The sequence below is a fragment of the Aequorivita marisscotiae genome, from assembly GCF_029814825.1.
GTDB lineage: Bacteria > Bacteroidota > Bacteroidia > Flavobacteriales > Flavobacteriaceae > Aequorivita > Aequorivita marisscotiae.
On record NZ_CP122379.1, the window covers coordinates 1,619,487 to 1,636,565 of the forward strand.

Below are 17,079 nucleotides of genomic sequence, written 5' to 3' on the forward strand. Positions count from 1 at the left end.
TACCAAAATGATAACTTCCTCCGTTTCTTTTTTGCATTAAGGGCAACGGTCTCGTATAAGCGCAGTAGCGGGATTGACACACTGACTTTTCGGTTTATACCTGACCATAAATTTATAAAATCACTTTCGGGTTTTGTACTTTTCCGCTATTGTGTTTATACATTTGTTGGTAGCCGTTTTCTATTCAGACCGTATATCAAAACCTATATTCTATTTTTAAAAGCAGCAGTCTTGGTAACAATCTATATTCCGTCGTCGATGTTCCGATATCGCTGATTGAGAAATTTCTAAATTTTATTGTGTTTGACAAGTTTCTGCCTGAAAAACCTATACTCAGTTTATTCTTTACAAGTATATATTTTGCTTCAAAATCCAAAAAAAAATAAATATTGTCAGTTTCAAAATTCCCAAAATAATATCTTTCTGATTGAAATTGAAAATCAAATTTATTATTAAATATGAAGGATAAGTCCAAGAAACTTATATTGTCAGTAAACGAATTGACTATAGATGTCCTTATTTGGTTTGTTGTCCATTTAGTTCCAATATGATAGTTAAAAATGCCGTTAAATCCCGACCGAAGTTCTATGCCGTAATTTGATGTTTTGGATGTCACATTTCTTAAATCAGAGTCATTTACAATATTTTTATATTCAGACTTTGAATATCCAAAATTGATTTTTAGGTTCGATGAAATTCTTTTAAAATAGTAGTTTAAATTTGAAGAAATAGTAAAAAATTCTCTGTCCTTAATAATTATTTTATCTATTTGCGTAAAATTCTGCTCTATTAACGAATTAGTAGAAAAGAAGTTATAATTTTTGTTATATAGAAAAAATGTATTTGCGAAAAAACGTTCACTCCAATTACCGAACTTATAGTCCACCAGTAATGATGATGCGTCTAATTGGCTGAAATCGTCTGTTCCTTTTGAAAATGTGCGAAAGTTGGTCAACACAAAACCGTTGTAAACCTCCAAAAGATTTGAGTTGGTTTTGTTGTACGAATAAGTTGAAGTGATTTTGTTTTTATCGTCAATCTTCCAATTAAGTCCAATACTTGGATTTATAAAAAATGGGTTCTGATTTTTGAAAATAAAGGTAGAAGTAAATTTATTGAATAATTGATGGAGATGAATTTTGCTCACAAGGCTTAAATCTCCAATTTTGTATTCGTATTTTCCTTTAATATACAGATTGTTTACGTGGTAGGTCAGTAAGTTTTGATATCCTTCAGGTTTATCTACGACCATTTCGTTGTTGAGCAACAAAAAGGCTGTATTCAATTTATCTTTTCTGTATTCATTTCCTATCAGTAGTTCAAATAAATCATCATTTGGTTTTCTATTTAATAGATGAGCTTCAACACCAACAAATTGCATTTGATTGGTGGTTTGCTGTTTTACGTTGTCTATAGGCTCAAAATCAGGAAATAAATCTTGATAAAAAAACTGATTTAATTGATAATTTTGTGGCGCTTTTTCATTGATGAAACGACCAGTTAATAAAAAGGCCTTATTATTATCAAATTTGGATGTATAGCTTATTTTTTGGTCGAAAAGACTGTTGGTGCTATTGAGCTTTTCAATTGTTGAATCACCGTTGAATACTAAATTTGAAGTATCTTCAAAATGACCATTATTGAACTTTGTTACTGTTTCTAATGTCTTATTTTTTGAAATACTATAGTTGATGTCCACCTTGCCAAATGCTGTTCTGTTTTTGTTTTGTAAATAATAGTTTTCTATATTGGTAAAATCGACACTATCGGTATTGACCACATCTATTCTATTCCTGAAAAAATCGATTTCGTCCGAATTAAAAAAACCATTCGTTTTTATCTTTAGTTTTTCACTTGGATTAAAGATTGCATTCAAGGAAACTAATGCGGCATTATTAAAGTTTGTTCTGCTTTCTTTTAGGCTTAAGTTAGAACTGGACAAATTTAATAAATCAGTTACATGCTGATTGTCGCCAATCGTTGCAGGTTCATTGGTTCTTGAAGGTCTAATCAAAAAATTAATATTGCCAACGGCATCATTACCTATATTGTTTAAATTGCTTAATATATAATATTTGCTTTTTTTCCCGAAATTCATAAGGTTACCTCGAAATACGTAATTGTCGTTGTTGCCATAACCGATTTCTAAATTTCCAAACCAAATGCGCTTTGATTTTTCATCCAATTTCAGATTTAGTGCCACCTTATTACTTTCTTCAATGTCTTTCAGCAAATTATTATTGGAATAATTTAATAAAACTTCTACTTCTTCAATAGGATAAGCAGGCATGTTCTTTGAAAGTATTCTATAGCCTTTTTCAAAAAAATCATCGCCATCAATCATTAATTTTTCTATTTCTTGATTACCTATTTTAATGGAACCCTGACTGTCAATATGTAAGCCGGGAATTCTTTTAAGTAAATCTTCTACTGTTTGTTCGTTTCCCTGAACAAAATTTTTTGTTTTGAAGGTAATTGTGTCTTTTTTTTCGGAAATTGGTTTTGATGCTTGAATTATTATTTGGTTTAACTCCAAATATTTTTCATTCAATGTAATGTTTTGGTTAATTGATTTCTCTGTGCCGTCAACAAAAATATTAATAGTAAAGTTTTCATATCCTAAAGATGAAAATGTTAAATAAAAATAACCTGTTGCTTTAGTGCTGATTTTATATTTTCCATCAACATCAGAAAAACAGTAATCTATTATAGAGTCATTTGTTTTGTCTTTCATTACGACATTAACTGCTGTTAATTCAATATCGTCTTTATCAGAAATAAAACCGAAAATTTCTGTTTGTGCACTTGAAGAGTTATAGACAAATAAGTAAATAAAAAGATGAAAAAAAATTAATCTTGCTCCCATTCATATTTCATTTCTATTTTTGATGTTCTATCTTTGTTCATTTTTATATTTCTTGCCTTACTGTCTCTGGGCATACTCGCCATTATTTTTTTAAGTTCTTCTTCTTCGCTTTTGTCTATAAGAGATACATATTCCTCCAAACCAATTGTTTTAAAATAATTTGAAGGTAATTCTAAAGCATTTGAATATTCGTCCTCTTTTTTATATTCCAAACTAATTGCTGAAAACTCAACTTGTTCTAAATCATCTGATACTTTTAGAATTAAACCAGGTAATCCTTGAAGTTTCCAAGGTCCAAAATGTACTGGGATGTCAGGCGCATACCACGCCGTATAAGTTCTTCCCCTAAAATTGCCTTTGGCTTTATTGCATAAAAAACCAAGTATTGAATCTTTTTCTTTGAATGATAAATTCCATTCAATTTTTGGTAGTATTTCTTTTATTAAGTATAATTCATTATCTACTAATTCTTCTTTAAATAATTGTTTTTTAGTTAAATCCACATAATATTTTATGGTGTCGTGTTTGCTTTGTTTGTCTTGAATATTTTCTTGTTCTTGCTTTTTTTTAATATTAAATTTTCCTTCAATAAAACAGGATTGATTATTGTTGAAAAATAGTCTTGAAGTATTTTCTGCGGGTAAACCAAGTTTTAGTTTAGTGGTATATTCTACCACTGCAATGGTTGATTTGTTTTGTGCGTAAGTATTTGCAGTGAATAATATAAGCAATATGATAAGTTTTGTTTTTTTCATTTTGTGGATTTTAAAAATGGCTTTGTCATAATGTTACTTTTGACCAAGCCATTTTTTTTACTTTTTACATATAGTGATAAACAATACCATTACAATCAGGATGGCCATCAGGAGCCTCAAGCGTAAAGCTTCCCATTTGAGACCCATCGGGACGAATAACTACATGTAGAATATAGCAAGTAATCTCAGCATTTGTAATGTCGAGATTATAAGTAGCTGTTAATGCCTGCATTAAATCAACGATTTTAGAATGTTCATTTAAAGGATTAACATTCTCAGTTGCAAAAGCAAAGGTTCCAGTTAGCATAAATGCCAAAGCTAAAATTACATTTTTCATAATTTAAAAATATTTAGTTGCTCCATTAAAGGTCTTGAGCGTTAAATTCGACCATTCTTGGTTTTCAAGTTTGTACATTCTTCGAGAGTGAATTTACAATTTTTATTTGAATTCTGTAAGTCGGGTGGTCTTTAAATTCCTCTATTTGTTGTATTCAAATGGCTACCAACGGTCTTGGCTATGAGCAGTTGGGGATTTATTGCTCGTACTTTTCAGTTTAGCATAGACCTTTGATTAATTTTTATAGTTTCGGTTAAGTATCTAAACCCCAATTGCTTATAGCCGTTGTTGTGTGCCGTTTTTTATTTTCCACTTTTTCGTCTGTTATCTTCTCGACACAGCATTTGACAATTTTCGGCAGTTGTCTTTCCGCCTGAATGCCAAGGGTCAATATGGTCAGCTTCCATTTCGTTGATTTCATAATGTTCTTTGCATACAGGACAAATTCCCTTTTGTCTTTCGTAGGCTTCTCGTTTCTGATTTGGGCTAAATGCTCTAATGTTTAGATACTTTTCCTTTCTGGTCAATACATAAGTGTAAATTCCTTTTTTATTCTGAACATCTTCGTCAAGCATCAATTTTGTAATTTCTTCTTCGAGTTTCTTTGAGTCGAATTTTTGGTCTTTAAACTCGTTATATAAGTCGCCCCATTGAATACCGCTCATTTCCTTACGGTATTTTGGAAAAACTGCTTTTACCCAATTAATTACAGATTGAAAATAAAGCCAAAGTTCATTTGCATTCGGTTCGTGCTGGTTTTTTGCCATATATGCTTCAATAGCATCTCCACTAATCCATTTGATTGTTGTTTCTAAATAATCCTGTCTGATTGCTGAACCTGTCAAATATGCACCACCTAAACCATAAGCGGCACAGCCGTTTTTACTGAAATATCTTTTAGCGTCTGATACCCAAGAACCTGAATAAACTGCGTTTCTCAATTCTTGGTCAGTCAATTTTTCTCCTGCAATATTGATTGTTTTAAACCACTCTAATTTTTCGCTGTCAGTTCCGCTGCATAGATAAACCATTAGTTTGTAGTTCAGAATTTGTTCTTGTTCGTCCTTTTGTAGATTATGGAAAAATCGGTTGTTGAAGGCAAAATCTCCTTCTACAAATTGAGAAATAGAAATTGTTCGCTGTTGACCGTCAATTACTTCAAAGTTTCCATCTTCCCGAACAGCCCAATACATAACGTTTAGTGGAAAATCTTTTGTAATTGTGTCAATTACTGCATCTCTTTGACGGTCTTTGTAGATAAATTCTCTTTGATAGGGTGGACGAATGTCTAATTTACCACCATAACCAATAACGCCACCTTCTTCGTTATCTTCATATCCGTTGGTTAGTTCACGGACTGTTATTTCTTTAAGTTCTATATTCATATTTTTTTGTTCTTTATGAAAATTCTTGCATAAGTAACTTTTCCATTTACAAGTGGACGAGCATCTTTTACTCCTTTGAATGGAATGCCAACAATTTCTTCGTCATAACCTGCCGAAGCTGAAAGACCTAATATGTCAAACTGGTCAGGGTTGTACTTATCTAAAAAGGTAATTGGAACACCCATAACGCCTTTGTAGTCCATAGGAATATCCTTTGTTTTGTTAACATTGATAGCATCATAGTTATCATAAGTAGGAAATTCTTCTGTTGTATAATTTTTGTAAAGGATTAAATCTTCGTGTCTTTCCTTGTAGTCCAAATTTGTAAACCAACGAACTCCTTTAACACGGATAAACTTGTTTCCGTTTTCGTCAATTCTTGAACCTGCTGCTGTAAGTGGATAATCATCAGGTACACCAAATTCTCTATCTCCGCTATGAATACTTGCTCCGAGCCAAAGATTATTTTCTTTTATAAGTCGAAAAGTTTCTTTGTATGTAATAGCGTTCACGTTACCGATAATTATAAATTTTTTGTTGTACTCGTCAAGTTGTGATATAAATTCTCGGAATAACGAAAAAGGTGGATTTGTTACAACAATGTCTGCTTGTTTTAAAAGTTCGATACTTTCTTTACTTCTGAAATCACCATCACCTTTTAGTTCAACAATTCCTATTTCTTCAGGGTCAGGCACAAAGTTTCCGTTTTTATCGCCTGTATATTCTAAATAGATTGCTTGTTCAGAATCGTTTTCACTGAACAAGTCCATACTTTGGCTTTTGTAGCAAGTTGTTATTAGTTTTTTAAGTCCAAGTTTTTCAAAATTGTACGAGAAGAAATGGAAGAAATTACTAACTCTTGGGTCGTCACAGTTACAGTACACTACTTTGTCCTTGAAATGGTTTTTGTAGTGTTTCATTTCCTTGCTTATGTCAGTCAGTTGAGTATAAAACTCATCTTTCTTGACCTTTTTGGCTGTCCGTAAATTTGAATGCTGTGTCTCTTTACTCATCTATTTATTTTGTTTCAATATTTTAATATTCTGTCAATTTTCTTCTTTGTACGTTCGTTTTTTCAAATGGCACACAACGGTCTCGGGTATGAAACGTAGGGCATTTCGAAGCACTTAACTGTCCGCCCGAAACGAACTTGGATAAGAGCCGAAAGTTTGCGGAAACCACTGACCGCCCTATGTTTTATACCCATTGTTGGCGTGTCGTTTTTTTATTTCTTCTTCAAAATTGTCCTTTATTATCTTTTCTAATTTTCTGTTTCCAAACCAATGAAAAGGAGATTTCAAATCGTGAAGTCCATAACTGGTTGAGTTAATTAAAATGTCTTGTCGGTCATAGATAACCACAATTTGTCGTCCCCAATTTGTGGAGAACCAACTCCAAGCTGGAGATAAAATTGATACTTGTTGGTTATGAATCTGTAAGGTCCAACCGAGTTTTTCAGTCAAATTTTTAACTGCTTCCCGGTTTCCGTCTTTTAGTGTTCCACTTATGCGTTTTAGTCTATCAAGATTAATTATTGAATAAAGTAGCAGCCCACCGAGAATTAATGCAAGTCCAAAAAGTACGGAAGCACCAATTATGTAATCTCCATTTTCCAATTGGTCAAAGAAGAAAAGTCCCGATAGTAAAGGATAAGCACCGACTAAAACGACATATGTCAAAAAATCAAAAATTGGTTCAATCAGCCAAGTCTTTCTAATTACTCGTCCTTTTTGTTTTGATTTTGGTATGTCGATTTTATCGTGTCTCAATTTTGTGTTGTTTTAAATGCACGCCAACGTATGGGGCTATGAGTAGTTGCGTGGTTTTGCGATTATTTTTGCAAGTACACACCAAACTGAAAATCCGCGAGGATTTTCAGAAGTAGGCGAGAACAAGCAATTACTTATAGCCATTGTTGCCAGTAGTACTTATTATTCAGTTGTTAAATATCCATTGATAATTTCAGACTTCCGCCTAATCCTTCTCGAATAATTCGCATTAAAGTCGAAAGTCGAATATCACTTGCGTTATTCTCGATTCGAGAAATATAGTTTTTAGTCGTTCCAACTTTTTCGGCAAGTTGTTGTTGGGTCAAATGTTGTTTTTTTCTCGCCTCTTGAATTAAAACTCCAATTTTAAATGTTTCAAATTCTTCTTGAAATTCATCACGAGATTCAGTTCCGATTTTTCCGTACTGTTCGTCCAAATGGTCATCAAAGGATGTAATTCTTTTATCTGTTTTCATAATATTCCTTTTTTAATCGTTCCGCTTTTTTAATTTCTTTCTTGGGTGTTTTTTGTGTTTTCTTTTGAAATCCACTCAATAGAATTATTAAATTCCCTTTGTCGAAAAAGCAAAAAATTCGGAATATTCCATTTCCTGCTGAAATTCGCACTTCCCAAAGTCCGTCAGTATTCGTAAGGTTTTTTAAAAACTTTTCTGGAACAATTCGAGTATTTCTCAAAAGTAAAAGTGTCCAGTCAATTTTCTTACGAACAACGAGCGACTGTTTTAAATAGAAATCTTTAAAGTGGTTTTCGTAAAATCCTATTTCTCTTTTAAATTCGCTCAATTGATTAGTCGTTAAATTCAGAACAAAGTTACCTAAAAAGGTAACAATCTCCAAATTTATGAATGATTTTCAATATGAAAACGGATTTTCACGTATTACTGGCAACGGTCTTGTATAACGCACGATGCGTGATGCACAGACTAAATTACATAAAAAATACCTTATTTCCCGCCCGGGCAATTTTTCCGATATGGAAAATTTGAGCATTGGGCGTTATGCGTTGTTACCTGTTTTTGCGACACACAACAGTGGCACGATCGGATTATCCGCAATCAAGTCGGCGTAATATTCCGCGCAGTTTGTCAAAAATCGATTCGATTCCGTTTGAGTGGGCAAATCCCTCAAAATTGTTCGGTTCCGAATTAAGTCCGCGTTTTGGGTTTTTCCGCTTTTGAGCAAAAAGTCAACCGTCAATTCATCCGCTTGAATTTTTCTGAATAGACGTCTTTTTTAGTCAGATTATTTGTCTGGAAATTTCGTCGGAGCAATTACAGGTAACGTGTTTGTGTATGATTTCGTTGCGTGTTTCAGCAACTAAATTAGCAAATACAAACCGAATAGAAAATCCGCGAGGATTTTCGTAAGTAGGCGAGTACTAGCAATGAATTATACACGGCTTAAGTTTGATTTTCACTAAATAAGTTAATTTTAAGTATTAATCAGAAAGAACAAAAGAGCGGAGTAAGGTTACTATATACGGTGAAGCTTTAGACTTCGACAACATTGATAATCCCCGCTCTTTTACTACTTAAATCACGTTCAGTTCTGTGAGGCCTAGACCTCGTTTTCAAGTTGTTGTGACCCAAGTAGCTGGTTCTTTCATAAAATCAGTTCCTATGAATAAATATAAGGAAACTTTCGGAGTTGACATCAGTAAGAATGTCTTTGATGTATTCGGTAGTACCAGTGGCCACAACCAGTTCAATAATGATGAAAAAGGATTTAAATCTTTTTTGAAGATACTTTCTAATAATTCAATTGTAGCTATGGAAGCAACGGGTTACTATCATTATAGGCTTGCACAGTTTCTTTACAAAAACAATGTGGCGGTGTCTGTTGTAAATCCTTTATCTGTAAAACGTTTTATACAGATGAAGCTTGCCAAGGTAAAGACCGACAAGAGTGATGCAAAAGCCATTTGCGAGTATTCCCTCGCCAATGACGTTCCACTTTACAATGCCTTTACAGATGTACAGGCCGAGTGCTTGCAACTGTTTCGTTTGATGGACAGTTACCTTAAAAAACGTACCGCTACTAAAAATAAAATGCACGGTGAGGAAACCTTGGGCATCCCGTCAAAGTTCGTGTATCGTTCATTAAAGCGCGATAAAAAACACTTGGACAAAGAGCTTGCTGGAATAGAAGAACGCCTGCTTGAATTGGTGAGGCAAGAGCAGCAACACCAGCTAACGCTTTTGCAGACTGTTCCTGGCATTGGAGCCAAGACAGCTTTGTTTTTAATTGTGGTAACCGATGGCTTTTCCAAATTTGAAACGGGGGCGCAGCTTTGCAGTTATGTGGGCATCACACCTACCACTAGGGAATCTGGAAGTAGTGTACGTGGTCGTAGCAGAATTAGTAAGGTTGGCAATAAGAAACTCCGCAATCTATTATTTCTATGCGCCTTCAATGCCTGTAAGTACAACAGGGCGTGCCAAGCGCTTTATCAGCGCATCGTAAATAAAGGGAAGAGTAAAAAGCTCGCGCTTATTGCGGTTGCTAATAAACTTTTGAAACAGTGTTTTGCTATCGCAAAATCAGGCCTACCATATGATGCCGATTTTGTTTCAGTACTTGCAGAAAAATAACCAAAATCTAAATAAAAAAACAGCTTATAGATCCATCTTTCAATCTGTAAGCCTAGAATAATAATGTCAAAAATTAATGAAGAAATATGTTGTTTTTTACCTCAGTTCTTTGTTGTGGTTAGTTTTTTTCCGATTCTATTGTTTCATTTAAAAAGCTCAAAACTTCCTTAAAGTAACTTTCTAAATTTTCGTGTTCTTCTTCTCCAGGATGCCAATTTGCAAATTTCCAGTATTTCCACTTTTCATTTGTTGAATTCGGCGGAATTAGAAGAAAGTACTGTTCTTGATTTATTCCTCCAACTATAATACTTTTTTCAAGCTGTATTCCGATATTTTCAATTCCGTTTAAACTATAAGTTTCTATTATAAAACTGTCAATGTTTTTCAGAAAGTCAATTTTATTAATCGGCTCAAAAGTCGGTTCGATATCGTTTGGTGCAGAAAATCCGTTTGTGATTGACATAAACTGTTTAAAGTCAGTCGGAAAATCAATTCCGAGTCTTTTTTCGGTCAGTTGTATTTCGTTTTCAGATGCTGGTTTAGTTCCTAACCATTTATTTTCAGTCTGCTCTTGAGTAAACTCAAAATCAGCTAATTCAATCGCTTTCTCTGATATTTGTTTTAGTAGACTGTTCATTTTTCAAATTAACCACAACGTTTGGGCTATGGTTTGTTGCGGAAAATGTCCGAAGGACTTTTCCGCAGTAGACGAAAGATAGCAAAGCTGCGGGAATTTTCGGCAGAAAATTCCGCCGCAATGAACTATAGCCGTTGTTACCCAACGTTTTTTTATTCAGCTTTGTTGGATTATCAGTCCGATTAAAATCAGAGTAAAGTCAGTCAATAAAGCTCTTTTTATGGTTATCTTTTTATTTATTAGTTTAAATCCTATTACAATTCCAACAATCGCAAATATGGAATTCATTATCAAAATCCAATTTGGAATATAAAAAGTCGGATTAAATTCCGTGAAATGATACCTGTACAGAAGGTCAAGACTAAACCAAGTCCAGAATAAATTTAGAGTTATTATTATCAGGCCAATTATTTTCCTTTGTTTTAGAAATATCAGACAAGAAATAATTGTCAAAAATAGAATTCCAATTGTTCCATAATATATTAATCCTATCCACAATTTGATGTCGTGAAATCCCTCCGCAAATTCGTTAATGAAAAATTCGGATGAGAAAAATAAGAGTAAAGTCAAAAGTATAAATACAGCTAAATGAATTACTATAATTTTCTTCGTATTCATTCTGTTCAAATGTTGGGTAACGGTTTTGTATAACGCACGATGCGTGATGCACTGACTAAATTACATAAAAAATACCTTATTTCCCGCCCGGGCGATTTTTCCGATAAGGAAAAATTGAGCATTGGGCGTTATGCGTTGTTACCTGTTTTTGCGACACACAACAGTGGCACGATCGGATTATCCGCAATCAAGTCGGCGTTATATTCCGCGCAGTTTGTCAAAAATCGATTCGATTCGGTTTGAGTGGGCAAATCTGTCAAAATTGTTCGGTTCCGAATTAAGTCCGCATTTTGGGTTTTTCCGCTTTCGAGCAAAAAGTCAGCCGTCAATTTATCCGCTTGAATTTTTCCGAATAGACGACTTTTTTAGTCAGATTATTTGTCTGGATATTTCGTCGGAGCAATTACAGGTAACGGTCTTGTATAACGCACGATGCGTGATGCACTGACTAAATTACATAAAAAATACCTTATTTCCCGCCCGGGCGATTTTTCCGATAAGGAAAAATTGAGCATTGGGCGTTATGCATTGTTATGTTTAGTGCCGACGCATAACAGTGGCACGTCCGAGTCAGAAATCCAAGTCAAAATTTACAGTTTCAGTTTATGATTTTTGTCGAAATTTATTTTTTCCGCCAAACAAGTCCGATTAAAATTTTGTGCAATAATTCCGAAACTCAATTTTGTGTTTAAATAACCGATTGGTACTGTCCGATGCAAGTCCGCTGCATTTTATTCAGCTTGTTTTTTTGTCAATTGGGCTGCGTTAATTTCCAGTCATAATTCGCAAATACGCCCAAATTAAATGCCTCCGAATTAATTCGCAAGAATTCAATTCGGAGGCATTGAACATAACGGTCTCGTATAACCGTCAGTTACGGCTTAAAGTTAAACAATCTTTCAGCAGAGACCGACGGTAGCAATTCCGCGTGGATTCGGACGTAGTCGAATCCGCCGTAATTGCGGTTATACATTGTTGGCAACTGGCTTTTTATTTATCAGTTTTATAGTCCAAATCAGATTGGTGATTCCAATACCTATAATTCCAAAAGTCGCAATGAATTGAATTGGTGATTCTTTTCCGATTGCGAGTAATGTCAAAATCAGAAGAGGAATAAATCCAATTCCAATTTTCAGAGTCAAATTCCGCACCTTTTGTTCAATCAATCGTAATAAAATTCCGTTCACGATTGCCAAAATTAAAGCAGGTACGAAATACAGCATTATCAAAAAGAAAATTTCTCCATATGGGTGATTTTCATATAGAAGAGGCGCAATAAAAATTCCGATAATGCAGAATAGAAATCCAATTATGATATTAGTTTGTCGTTCCATTTCGGTTTTTTCAGCTTGTTGCCAACGGTTTTGTATAACGCACGATGCGTGATGCACAGACTAAATTACATAAAAAATACCTTATTTCCCGCCCGGGCGATTTTTCCGATAAGGAAAAATTGAGCATTGGGCGTTATGCGTTGTTACCTGTTTTTGCGACACACAACAGTGGCACGATCGGCTTTTCCGCAATCAAGTCGGCGTAATATTCCGCGCAGTTTGTCAAAAATCGATTCGAGTCCGTTTAAGTGGGCAAATCCGTTAAAATTGTTCGGTTCCGAATTAAGTCCGCATTTTGGATTTTTCCGCTTTCGAGCAAAAAGTCAGCCGTCAATTTATCCGCTTGAATTTTTCCGAATAGACGACTTTTTTAGTCAGATTATTTGTCTGGAAATTTCGTCGGAGCAATTACAGGTAACGGTTTTGTATAACGCACGATGCGTGATGCACTGACTAAATTACATAAAAAATACCTTATTTCCCGCCCGGGCGATTTTTCCGATAAGGAAAAATTGAGCATTGGGCGTTATGCGTTGTTACCTGTTTTTGCGACACACAACAGTGGCACGATCGGATTATCCGCAATCAAGTCGGCGTTATATTCCGCGCAGTTTGTCAAAAATCGATTCGATTCGGTTTGAGTGGGCAAATCTGTCAAAATTGTTCGGTTCCGAATTAAGTCCGCGTTTTGGGTTTTTCCGCTTTCGAGCAAAAAGTCAGCCGTCAAACTTCTGCTTGAATTTTTCCGAATAGACGACTTTTTTAGTCAGATTATTTGTCTGGAAATTTCATCGGAGCAATTACAGGTAACGGTCTTGTATAACGCACGATGCGTAATGCAAAGACTAAATTACATAAAAAATACCTTATTTCCCGCCCGGGCGATTTTTCCGATAAGGAAAAATTGAGCATTGGGCGTTATGCATTGTTATGTTTAGTGCCGACGCATAACAGTGGCACGTCCGAGTCAGAAATCCAAGTCAAAATTTACAGTTTCAGTTTATGATTTTTGTCGAAATTTATTTTTTCCGCCAAACAAGTCCGATTAAAATTTTGTGCAATAATTCCGAAACTCAATTTTGTGTTTAAATAACCGATTGGTACTGTCCGATGCAAGTCCGCTGCATTTTATTCAGCTTGTTTTTTTGTCAATTGGGCTGCGTTAATTTCCAGTCATAATTCGCAAATACGCCCAAATTAAATGCCTCCGAATTAATTCGCAAGAATTCAATTCGGAGGCATTGAACATAACGTTTTTGTGTATGATTAGTGGCGTGTTCCACGCACCTAATTTAGCAAATAAAAACCGAATAGAAAATCCGCGAGGATTTTCGTAAGTAGGCGAGAACTAGCCATTAATTATACACGTTGTTGCCCACAGTACTTTTAGTTTTTCCAATTTTGAATTCGGTCAAGATATAAATAACTTTCCACGAATTTTTTATGTTCCGAACTCGTCATTTTCTCCAATAAATTCAATGCTGAAATATAACTTGCTAAATTTCCATTTGACGAACTGAATTTTCCGTCCTCAACGAAAGTTACCAAACTATCATTCTGTACTTTTAAATTCGGATAGTCTTTTTGTAATTGTTCTCCACCACCAATCCAAGTGACGATTTTATGTCCATCTGCAATTCCAGATTTTCCGATTAATTGAGCTCCAGCACAATTACTCACAACATATTCAGTTTCTTTATTTTTCTCTTTTATGAAGTTTACTATTTTTTCGTTGTGAACTTGTGCGTACATATCATAAGCACTCGGCACAAAAAGAGCTGTTAATTTTGGGCAATTTTCAAACGTAAAGTCAGGCAAAATTTTTATTCCTTCTTCGGTTGTGATTGGTTTTTCAGTTTCTGCAATCGTGATTACATTAAAGATTTGTTTTCCGCTTTCGGTTGGTTTTGCGAAAACATCAGAAGTAGCAATTACTTCGCTTTGTAAAACTCCGTTATACATCAAAAGTCCGATTGTTGGCAATTCCGATTTGAATGGTTTTAAGTGTTTTGTCAGAGTATCCGATTCAATTTCCTTTTGATTTAGGTTCTCTTTATCGAGATTATTTTTCGATTTTTCAGAGTTGCAACTTATCAAAATAGTTGTGAAAATCATTATTGTTAAAACTCTAAATTTTGTCATTTCGTTCTGTTTTTCTCGTATTGTGGGCAACGGTTTTGTATAACGCACGATGCGTGATGCACAGACTAAATTACATAAAAAATACCTTATTTCCCGCCCGGGCGATTTTTCCGATAAGGAAAAATTGAGCATTGGGCGTTATGCGTTGTTACCTGTTTTTGCGACACACAACAGTGGCACGATCGGATTATCCGCAATCAAGTCGGCGTTATATTCCGCGCAGTTTGTCAAAAATCGATTCGATTCCGTTTGAGTGGGCAAATCCCTCAAAATTGTTCGGTTCCGAATTAAGTCCGCATTTTGGGTTTTTCCGCTTTCGAGCAAAAAGTCAGCCGTCAATTTATCCGCTTGAATTTTTCCGAATAGACGACTTTTTTAGTCAGATTATTTGTCTGGAAATTTCGTCGGAGCAATTACAGGTAACGGTCTTGTATAACGCACGATGCGTAATGCAAAGACTAAATTACATAAAAAATACCTTATTTCCCGCCCGGGCGATTTTTCCGATAAGGAAAAATTGAGCATTGGGCGTTATGCGTTGTTACCTGTTTTTGCGACACACAACAGTGGCACGATCGGATTATCCGCAATCAAGTCGGCGTTATATTCCGCGCAGTTTGTCAAAAATCGATTCGATTCCGTTTGAGTGGGCAAATCCCTCAAAATTGTTCGGTTCCGAATTAAGTCCGCATTTTGGGTTTTTCCGCTTTCGAGCAAAAAGTCAGCCGTCAATTCATCCGCTTGAATTTTTCTGAATAGACGTCTTTTTTAGTCAGATTATTTGTCTGGAAATTTCGTCGGAGCAATTACAGGTAACGGTTTTGTATAACGCACGATGCGTGATGCACAGACTAAATTACATAAAAAATACCTTATTTCCCGCCCGGGCGATTTTTCCGATAAGGAAAAATTGAGCATTGGGCGTTATGCGTTGTTACCTGTTTTTGCGACACACAACAGTGGCACGATCGGATTATCCGCAATCAAGTCGGCGTTATATTCCGCGCAGTTTGTCAAAAATCGATTCGAGTCCGTTTAAGTGGGCAAATCCGTTAAAATTGTTCGGTTCCGAATTAAGTCCGCATTTTGGATTTTTCCGCTTTCGAGCAAAAAGTCAGCCGTCAATTTATCCGCTTGAATTTTTCCGAATAGACGACTTTTTTAGTCAGATTATTTGTCTGGATATTTCGTCGGAGCAATTACAGGTAACGGTTTTGTGTATGATTAGTGGCGTGTTTAAGCACCTAATTTAGTAAATAAAAACCGAATAGAAAATCCGCGAGGATTTTCGTAAGTAGGCTAGAACTAGCCATTAATTATACACGTCTTAAGTTTGATTTTCACTAAATAAGTTAATTTTAAGTATTAATCAGAAAGAACAAAAGAGCGGAGTAAGGTTACTATATACGGTGAAGCTTTAGACTTCGACAACATTGATAATCCCCGCTCTTTTACTACTTAAATCACGTTCAGTTCTGTGAGGCCTAGACCTCGTTTTCAAGTTGTTGTGACCCAAGTAGCTGGTTCTTTCATAAAATCAGTTCCTATGAATAAATATAAGGAAACTTTCGGAGTTGACATCAGTAAGAATGTCTTTGATGTATTCGGTAGTACCAGTGGCCACAACCAGTTCAATAATGATGAAAAAGGATTTAAATCTTTTTTGAAGATACTTTCTAATAATTCAATTGTAGCTATGGAAGCAACGGGTTACTATCATTATAGGCTTGCACAGTTTCTTTACAAAAACAATGTGGCGGTGTCTGTTGTAAATCCTTTATCTGTAAAACGTTTTATACAGATGAAGCTTGCCAAGGTAAAGACCGACAAGAGTGATGCAAAAGCCATTTGCGAGTATTCCCTCGCCAATGACGTTCCACTTTACAATGCCTTTACAGATGTACAGGCCGAGTGCTTGCAACTGTTTCGTTTGATGGACAGTTACCTTAAAAAACGTACCGCTACTAAAAATAAAATGCACGGTGAGGAAACCTTGGGCATCCCGTCAAAGTTCGTGTATCGTTCATTAAAGCGCGATAAAAAACACTTGGACAAAGAGCTTGCTGGAATAGAAGAACGCCTGCTTGAATTGGTGAGGCAAGAGCAGCAACACCAGCTAACGCTTTTGCAGACTGTTCCTGGCATTGGAGCCAAGACAGCTTTGTTTTTAATTGTGGTAACCGATGGCTTTTCCAAATTTGAAACGGGGGCGCAGCTTTGCAGTTATGTGGGCATCACACCTACCACTAGGGAATCTGGAAGTAGTGTACGTGGTCGTAGCAGAATTAGTAAGGTTGGCAATAAGAAACTCCGCAATCTATTATTTCTATGCGCCTTCAATGCCTGTAAGTACAACAGGGCGTGCCAAGCGCTTTATCAGCGCATCGTAAATAAAGGGAAGAGTAAAAAGCTCGCGCTTATTGCGGTTGCTAATAAACTTTTGAAACAGTGTTTTGCTATCGCAAAATCAGGCCTACCATATGATGCCGATTTTGTTTCAGTACTTGCAGAAAAATAACCAAAATCTAAATAAAAAAACAGCTTATAGATCCATCTTTCAATCTGTAAGCCTAGAATAATAATGTCAAAAATTAATGAAGAAATATGTTGTTTTTTACCTCAGT

Annotated in this window: 13 protein-coding genes; 2 read left to right on the forward strand and 11 right to left on the reverse strand. The window is 35.3% G+C overall.

The window, feature by feature from the left end:
* Nucleotides 1-196: 196 nt before the first annotated feature.
* The 8 genes from QCQ61_RS07405 to QCQ61_RS07440 form a co-directional block, all read right to left on the reverse strand.
* Complete coding sequence (locus tag QCQ61_RS07405; protein WP_279450133.1) at nt 197-2,866, reverse strand: carboxypeptidase-like regulatory domain-containing protein; 2,670 nt, start codon at nt 2,864-2,866, stop codon at nt 197-199.
* Nucleotides 2,851-3,621, reverse strand: coding sequence for a GLPGLI family protein (locus QCQ61_RS07410; protein WP_279450134.1), 771 nt, complete (start codon nt 3,619-3,621; stop codon nt 2,851-2,853). The genes QCQ61_RS07405 and QCQ61_RS07410 overlap by 16 nt, the downstream gene beginning before the upstream one ends.
* 64 nt (nt 3,622-3,685) lie before the next feature.
* Entirely contained in the window at nt 3,686-3,958 is a 273-nt protein-coding gene (locus tag QCQ61_RS07415; protein ID WP_279450135.1) for a hypothetical protein, read from the reverse strand.
* A 302-nt stretch (nt 3,959-4,260) separates the two neighbouring features.
* Nucleotides 4,261-5,343, reverse strand: coding sequence for a GmrSD restriction endonuclease domain-containing protein (locus QCQ61_RS07420; protein ID WP_279450136.1), 1,083 nt, complete (start codon nt 5,341-5,343; stop codon nt 4,261-4,263).
* The gene (locus tag QCQ61_RS07425; protein WP_279450137.1) at nt 5,340-6,356 is read right to left on the reverse strand and encodes an adenine-specific methyltransferase EcoRI family protein; all 1,017 of its coding nucleotides are present in this window, start codon (nt 6,354-6,356) and stop codon (nt 5,340-5,342) included. The genes QCQ61_RS07420 and QCQ61_RS07425 overlap by 4 nt, the downstream gene beginning before the upstream one ends.
* 177 nt (nt 6,357-6,533) lie before the next feature.
* Nucleotides 6,534-7,112 (reverse strand): hypothetical protein, encoded by a 579-nt coding sequence (locus tag QCQ61_RS07430; RefSeq protein ID WP_279450138.1) that lies wholly within the window; start codon nt 7,110-7,112, stop codon nt 6,534-6,536.
* Nucleotides 7,113-7,285: 173 nt separating this feature from the next.
* Nucleotides 7,286-7,588, reverse strand: a complete 303-nt coding sequence (locus tag QCQ61_RS07435; RefSeq protein WP_179005741.1) for a helix-turn-helix domain-containing protein — start codon at nt 7,586-7,588, stop codon at nt 7,286-7,288.
* Nucleotides 7,575-7,916 (reverse strand): type II toxin-antitoxin system RelE/ParE family toxin, encoded by a 342-nt coding sequence (locus tag QCQ61_RS07440; protein ID WP_279450110.1) that lies wholly within the window; start codon nt 7,914-7,916, stop codon nt 7,575-7,577. The genes QCQ61_RS07435 and QCQ61_RS07440 overlap by 14 nt, the downstream gene beginning before the upstream one ends.
* 836 nt (nt 7,917-8,752) lie before the next feature.
* On the opposite strand from QCQ61_RS07440, the gene QCQ61_RS07445 reads away from it, so the two are divergent.
* Nucleotides 8,753-9,724: an IS110 family RNA-guided transposase gene (locus QCQ61_RS07445; protein ID WP_279450106.1), complete on the forward strand. Its 972-nt coding sequence runs from the start codon at nt 8,753-8,755 to the stop codon at nt 9,722-9,724.
* 118 nt (nt 9,725-9,842) lie between these two features.
* Here the strand turns inward: QCQ61_RS07445 and QCQ61_RS07450 are convergent, their stop codons facing one another.
* The 3 genes from QCQ61_RS07450 to QCQ61_RS07460 all read right to left on the reverse strand — a co-directional run bounded on the left by QCQ61_RS07450 (nt 9,843) and on the right by QCQ61_RS07460 (nt 14,455).
* Nucleotides 9,843-10,361 carry an SMI1/KNR4 family protein gene (locus tag QCQ61_RS07450; protein ID WP_279450139.1) on the reverse strand — a complete coding sequence of 173 codons (519 nt, stop codon included), beginning with the start codon at nt 10,359-10,361 and terminating at the stop codon, nt 9,843-9,845.
* Nucleotides 10,362-11,944: 1,583 nt separating this feature from the next.
* Nucleotides 11,945-12,313: a hypothetical protein gene (locus QCQ61_RS07455; protein WP_279450116.1), complete on the reverse strand. Its 369-nt coding sequence runs from the start codon at nt 12,311-12,313 to the stop codon at nt 11,945-11,947.
* A 1,386-nt stretch (nt 12,314-13,699) separates the two neighbouring features.
* Nucleotides 13,700-14,455 (reverse strand): DJ-1/PfpI family protein, encoded by a 756-nt coding sequence (locus tag QCQ61_RS07460; protein WP_040492571.1) that lies wholly within the window; start codon nt 14,453-14,455, stop codon nt 13,700-13,702.
* A gap of 1,546 nt (nt 14,456-16,001) precedes the next feature.
* Here QCQ61_RS07460 and QCQ61_RS07465 point away from each other — a divergent pair.
* Nucleotides 16,002-16,973, forward strand: a complete 972-nt coding sequence (locus QCQ61_RS07465) for an IS110 family RNA-guided transposase (RefSeq protein ID WP_279450106.1) — start codon at nt 16,002-16,004, stop codon at nt 16,971-16,973.
* Nucleotides 16,974-17,079 lie beyond the last annotated feature (106 nt).

What these genes read in the sequence shown, in the direction of transcription:
- QCQ61_RS07405 (WP_279450133.1), bottom strand. Translation starts at nt 2,866, where the DNA reads ATGGGAGCAAGATTAATTTTTTTTCATCTTTTTATTTACTTATTTGTC.
- QCQ61_RS07410 (WP_279450134.1), bottom strand. Translation starts at nt 3,621, where the DNA reads ATGAAAAAAACAAAACTTATCATATTGCTTATATTATTCACTGCAAAT.
- QCQ61_RS07415 (WP_279450135.1), bottom strand. Translation starts at nt 3,958, where the DNA reads ATGAAAAATGTAATTTTAGCTTTGGCATTTATGCTAACTGGAACCTTT.
- QCQ61_RS07420 (WP_279450136.1), bottom strand. Translation starts at nt 5,343, where the DNA reads ATGAATATAGAACTTAAAGAAATAACAGTCCGTGAACTAACCAACGGA.
- QCQ61_RS07425 (WP_279450137.1), bottom strand. Translation starts at nt 6,356, where the DNA reads ATGAGTAAAGAGACACAGCATTCAAATTTACGGACAGCCAAAAAGGTC.
- QCQ61_RS07435 (WP_179005741.1), bottom strand. Translation starts at nt 7,588, where the DNA reads ATGAAAACAGATAAAAGAATTACATCCTTTGATGACCATTTGGACGAA.
- QCQ61_RS07445 (WP_279450106.1), top strand. Translation starts at nt 8,753, where the DNA reads ATGAATAAATATAAGGAAACTTTCGGAGTTGACATCAGTAAGAATGTC.
- QCQ61_RS07450 (WP_279450139.1), bottom strand. Translation starts at nt 10,361, where the DNA reads ATGAACAGTCTACTAAAACAAATATCAGAGAAAGCGATTGAATTAGCT.
- QCQ61_RS07455 (WP_279450116.1), bottom strand. Translation starts at nt 12,313, where the DNA reads ATGGAACGACAAACTAATATCATAATTGGATTTCTATTCTGCATTATC.
- QCQ61_RS07460 (WP_040492571.1), bottom strand. Translation starts at nt 14,455, where the DNA reads ATGACAAAATTTAGAGTTTTAACAATAATGATTTTCACAACTATTTTG.
- QCQ61_RS07465 (WP_279450106.1), top strand. Translation starts at nt 16,002, where the DNA reads ATGAATAAATATAAGGAAACTTTCGGAGTTGACATCAGTAAGAATGTC.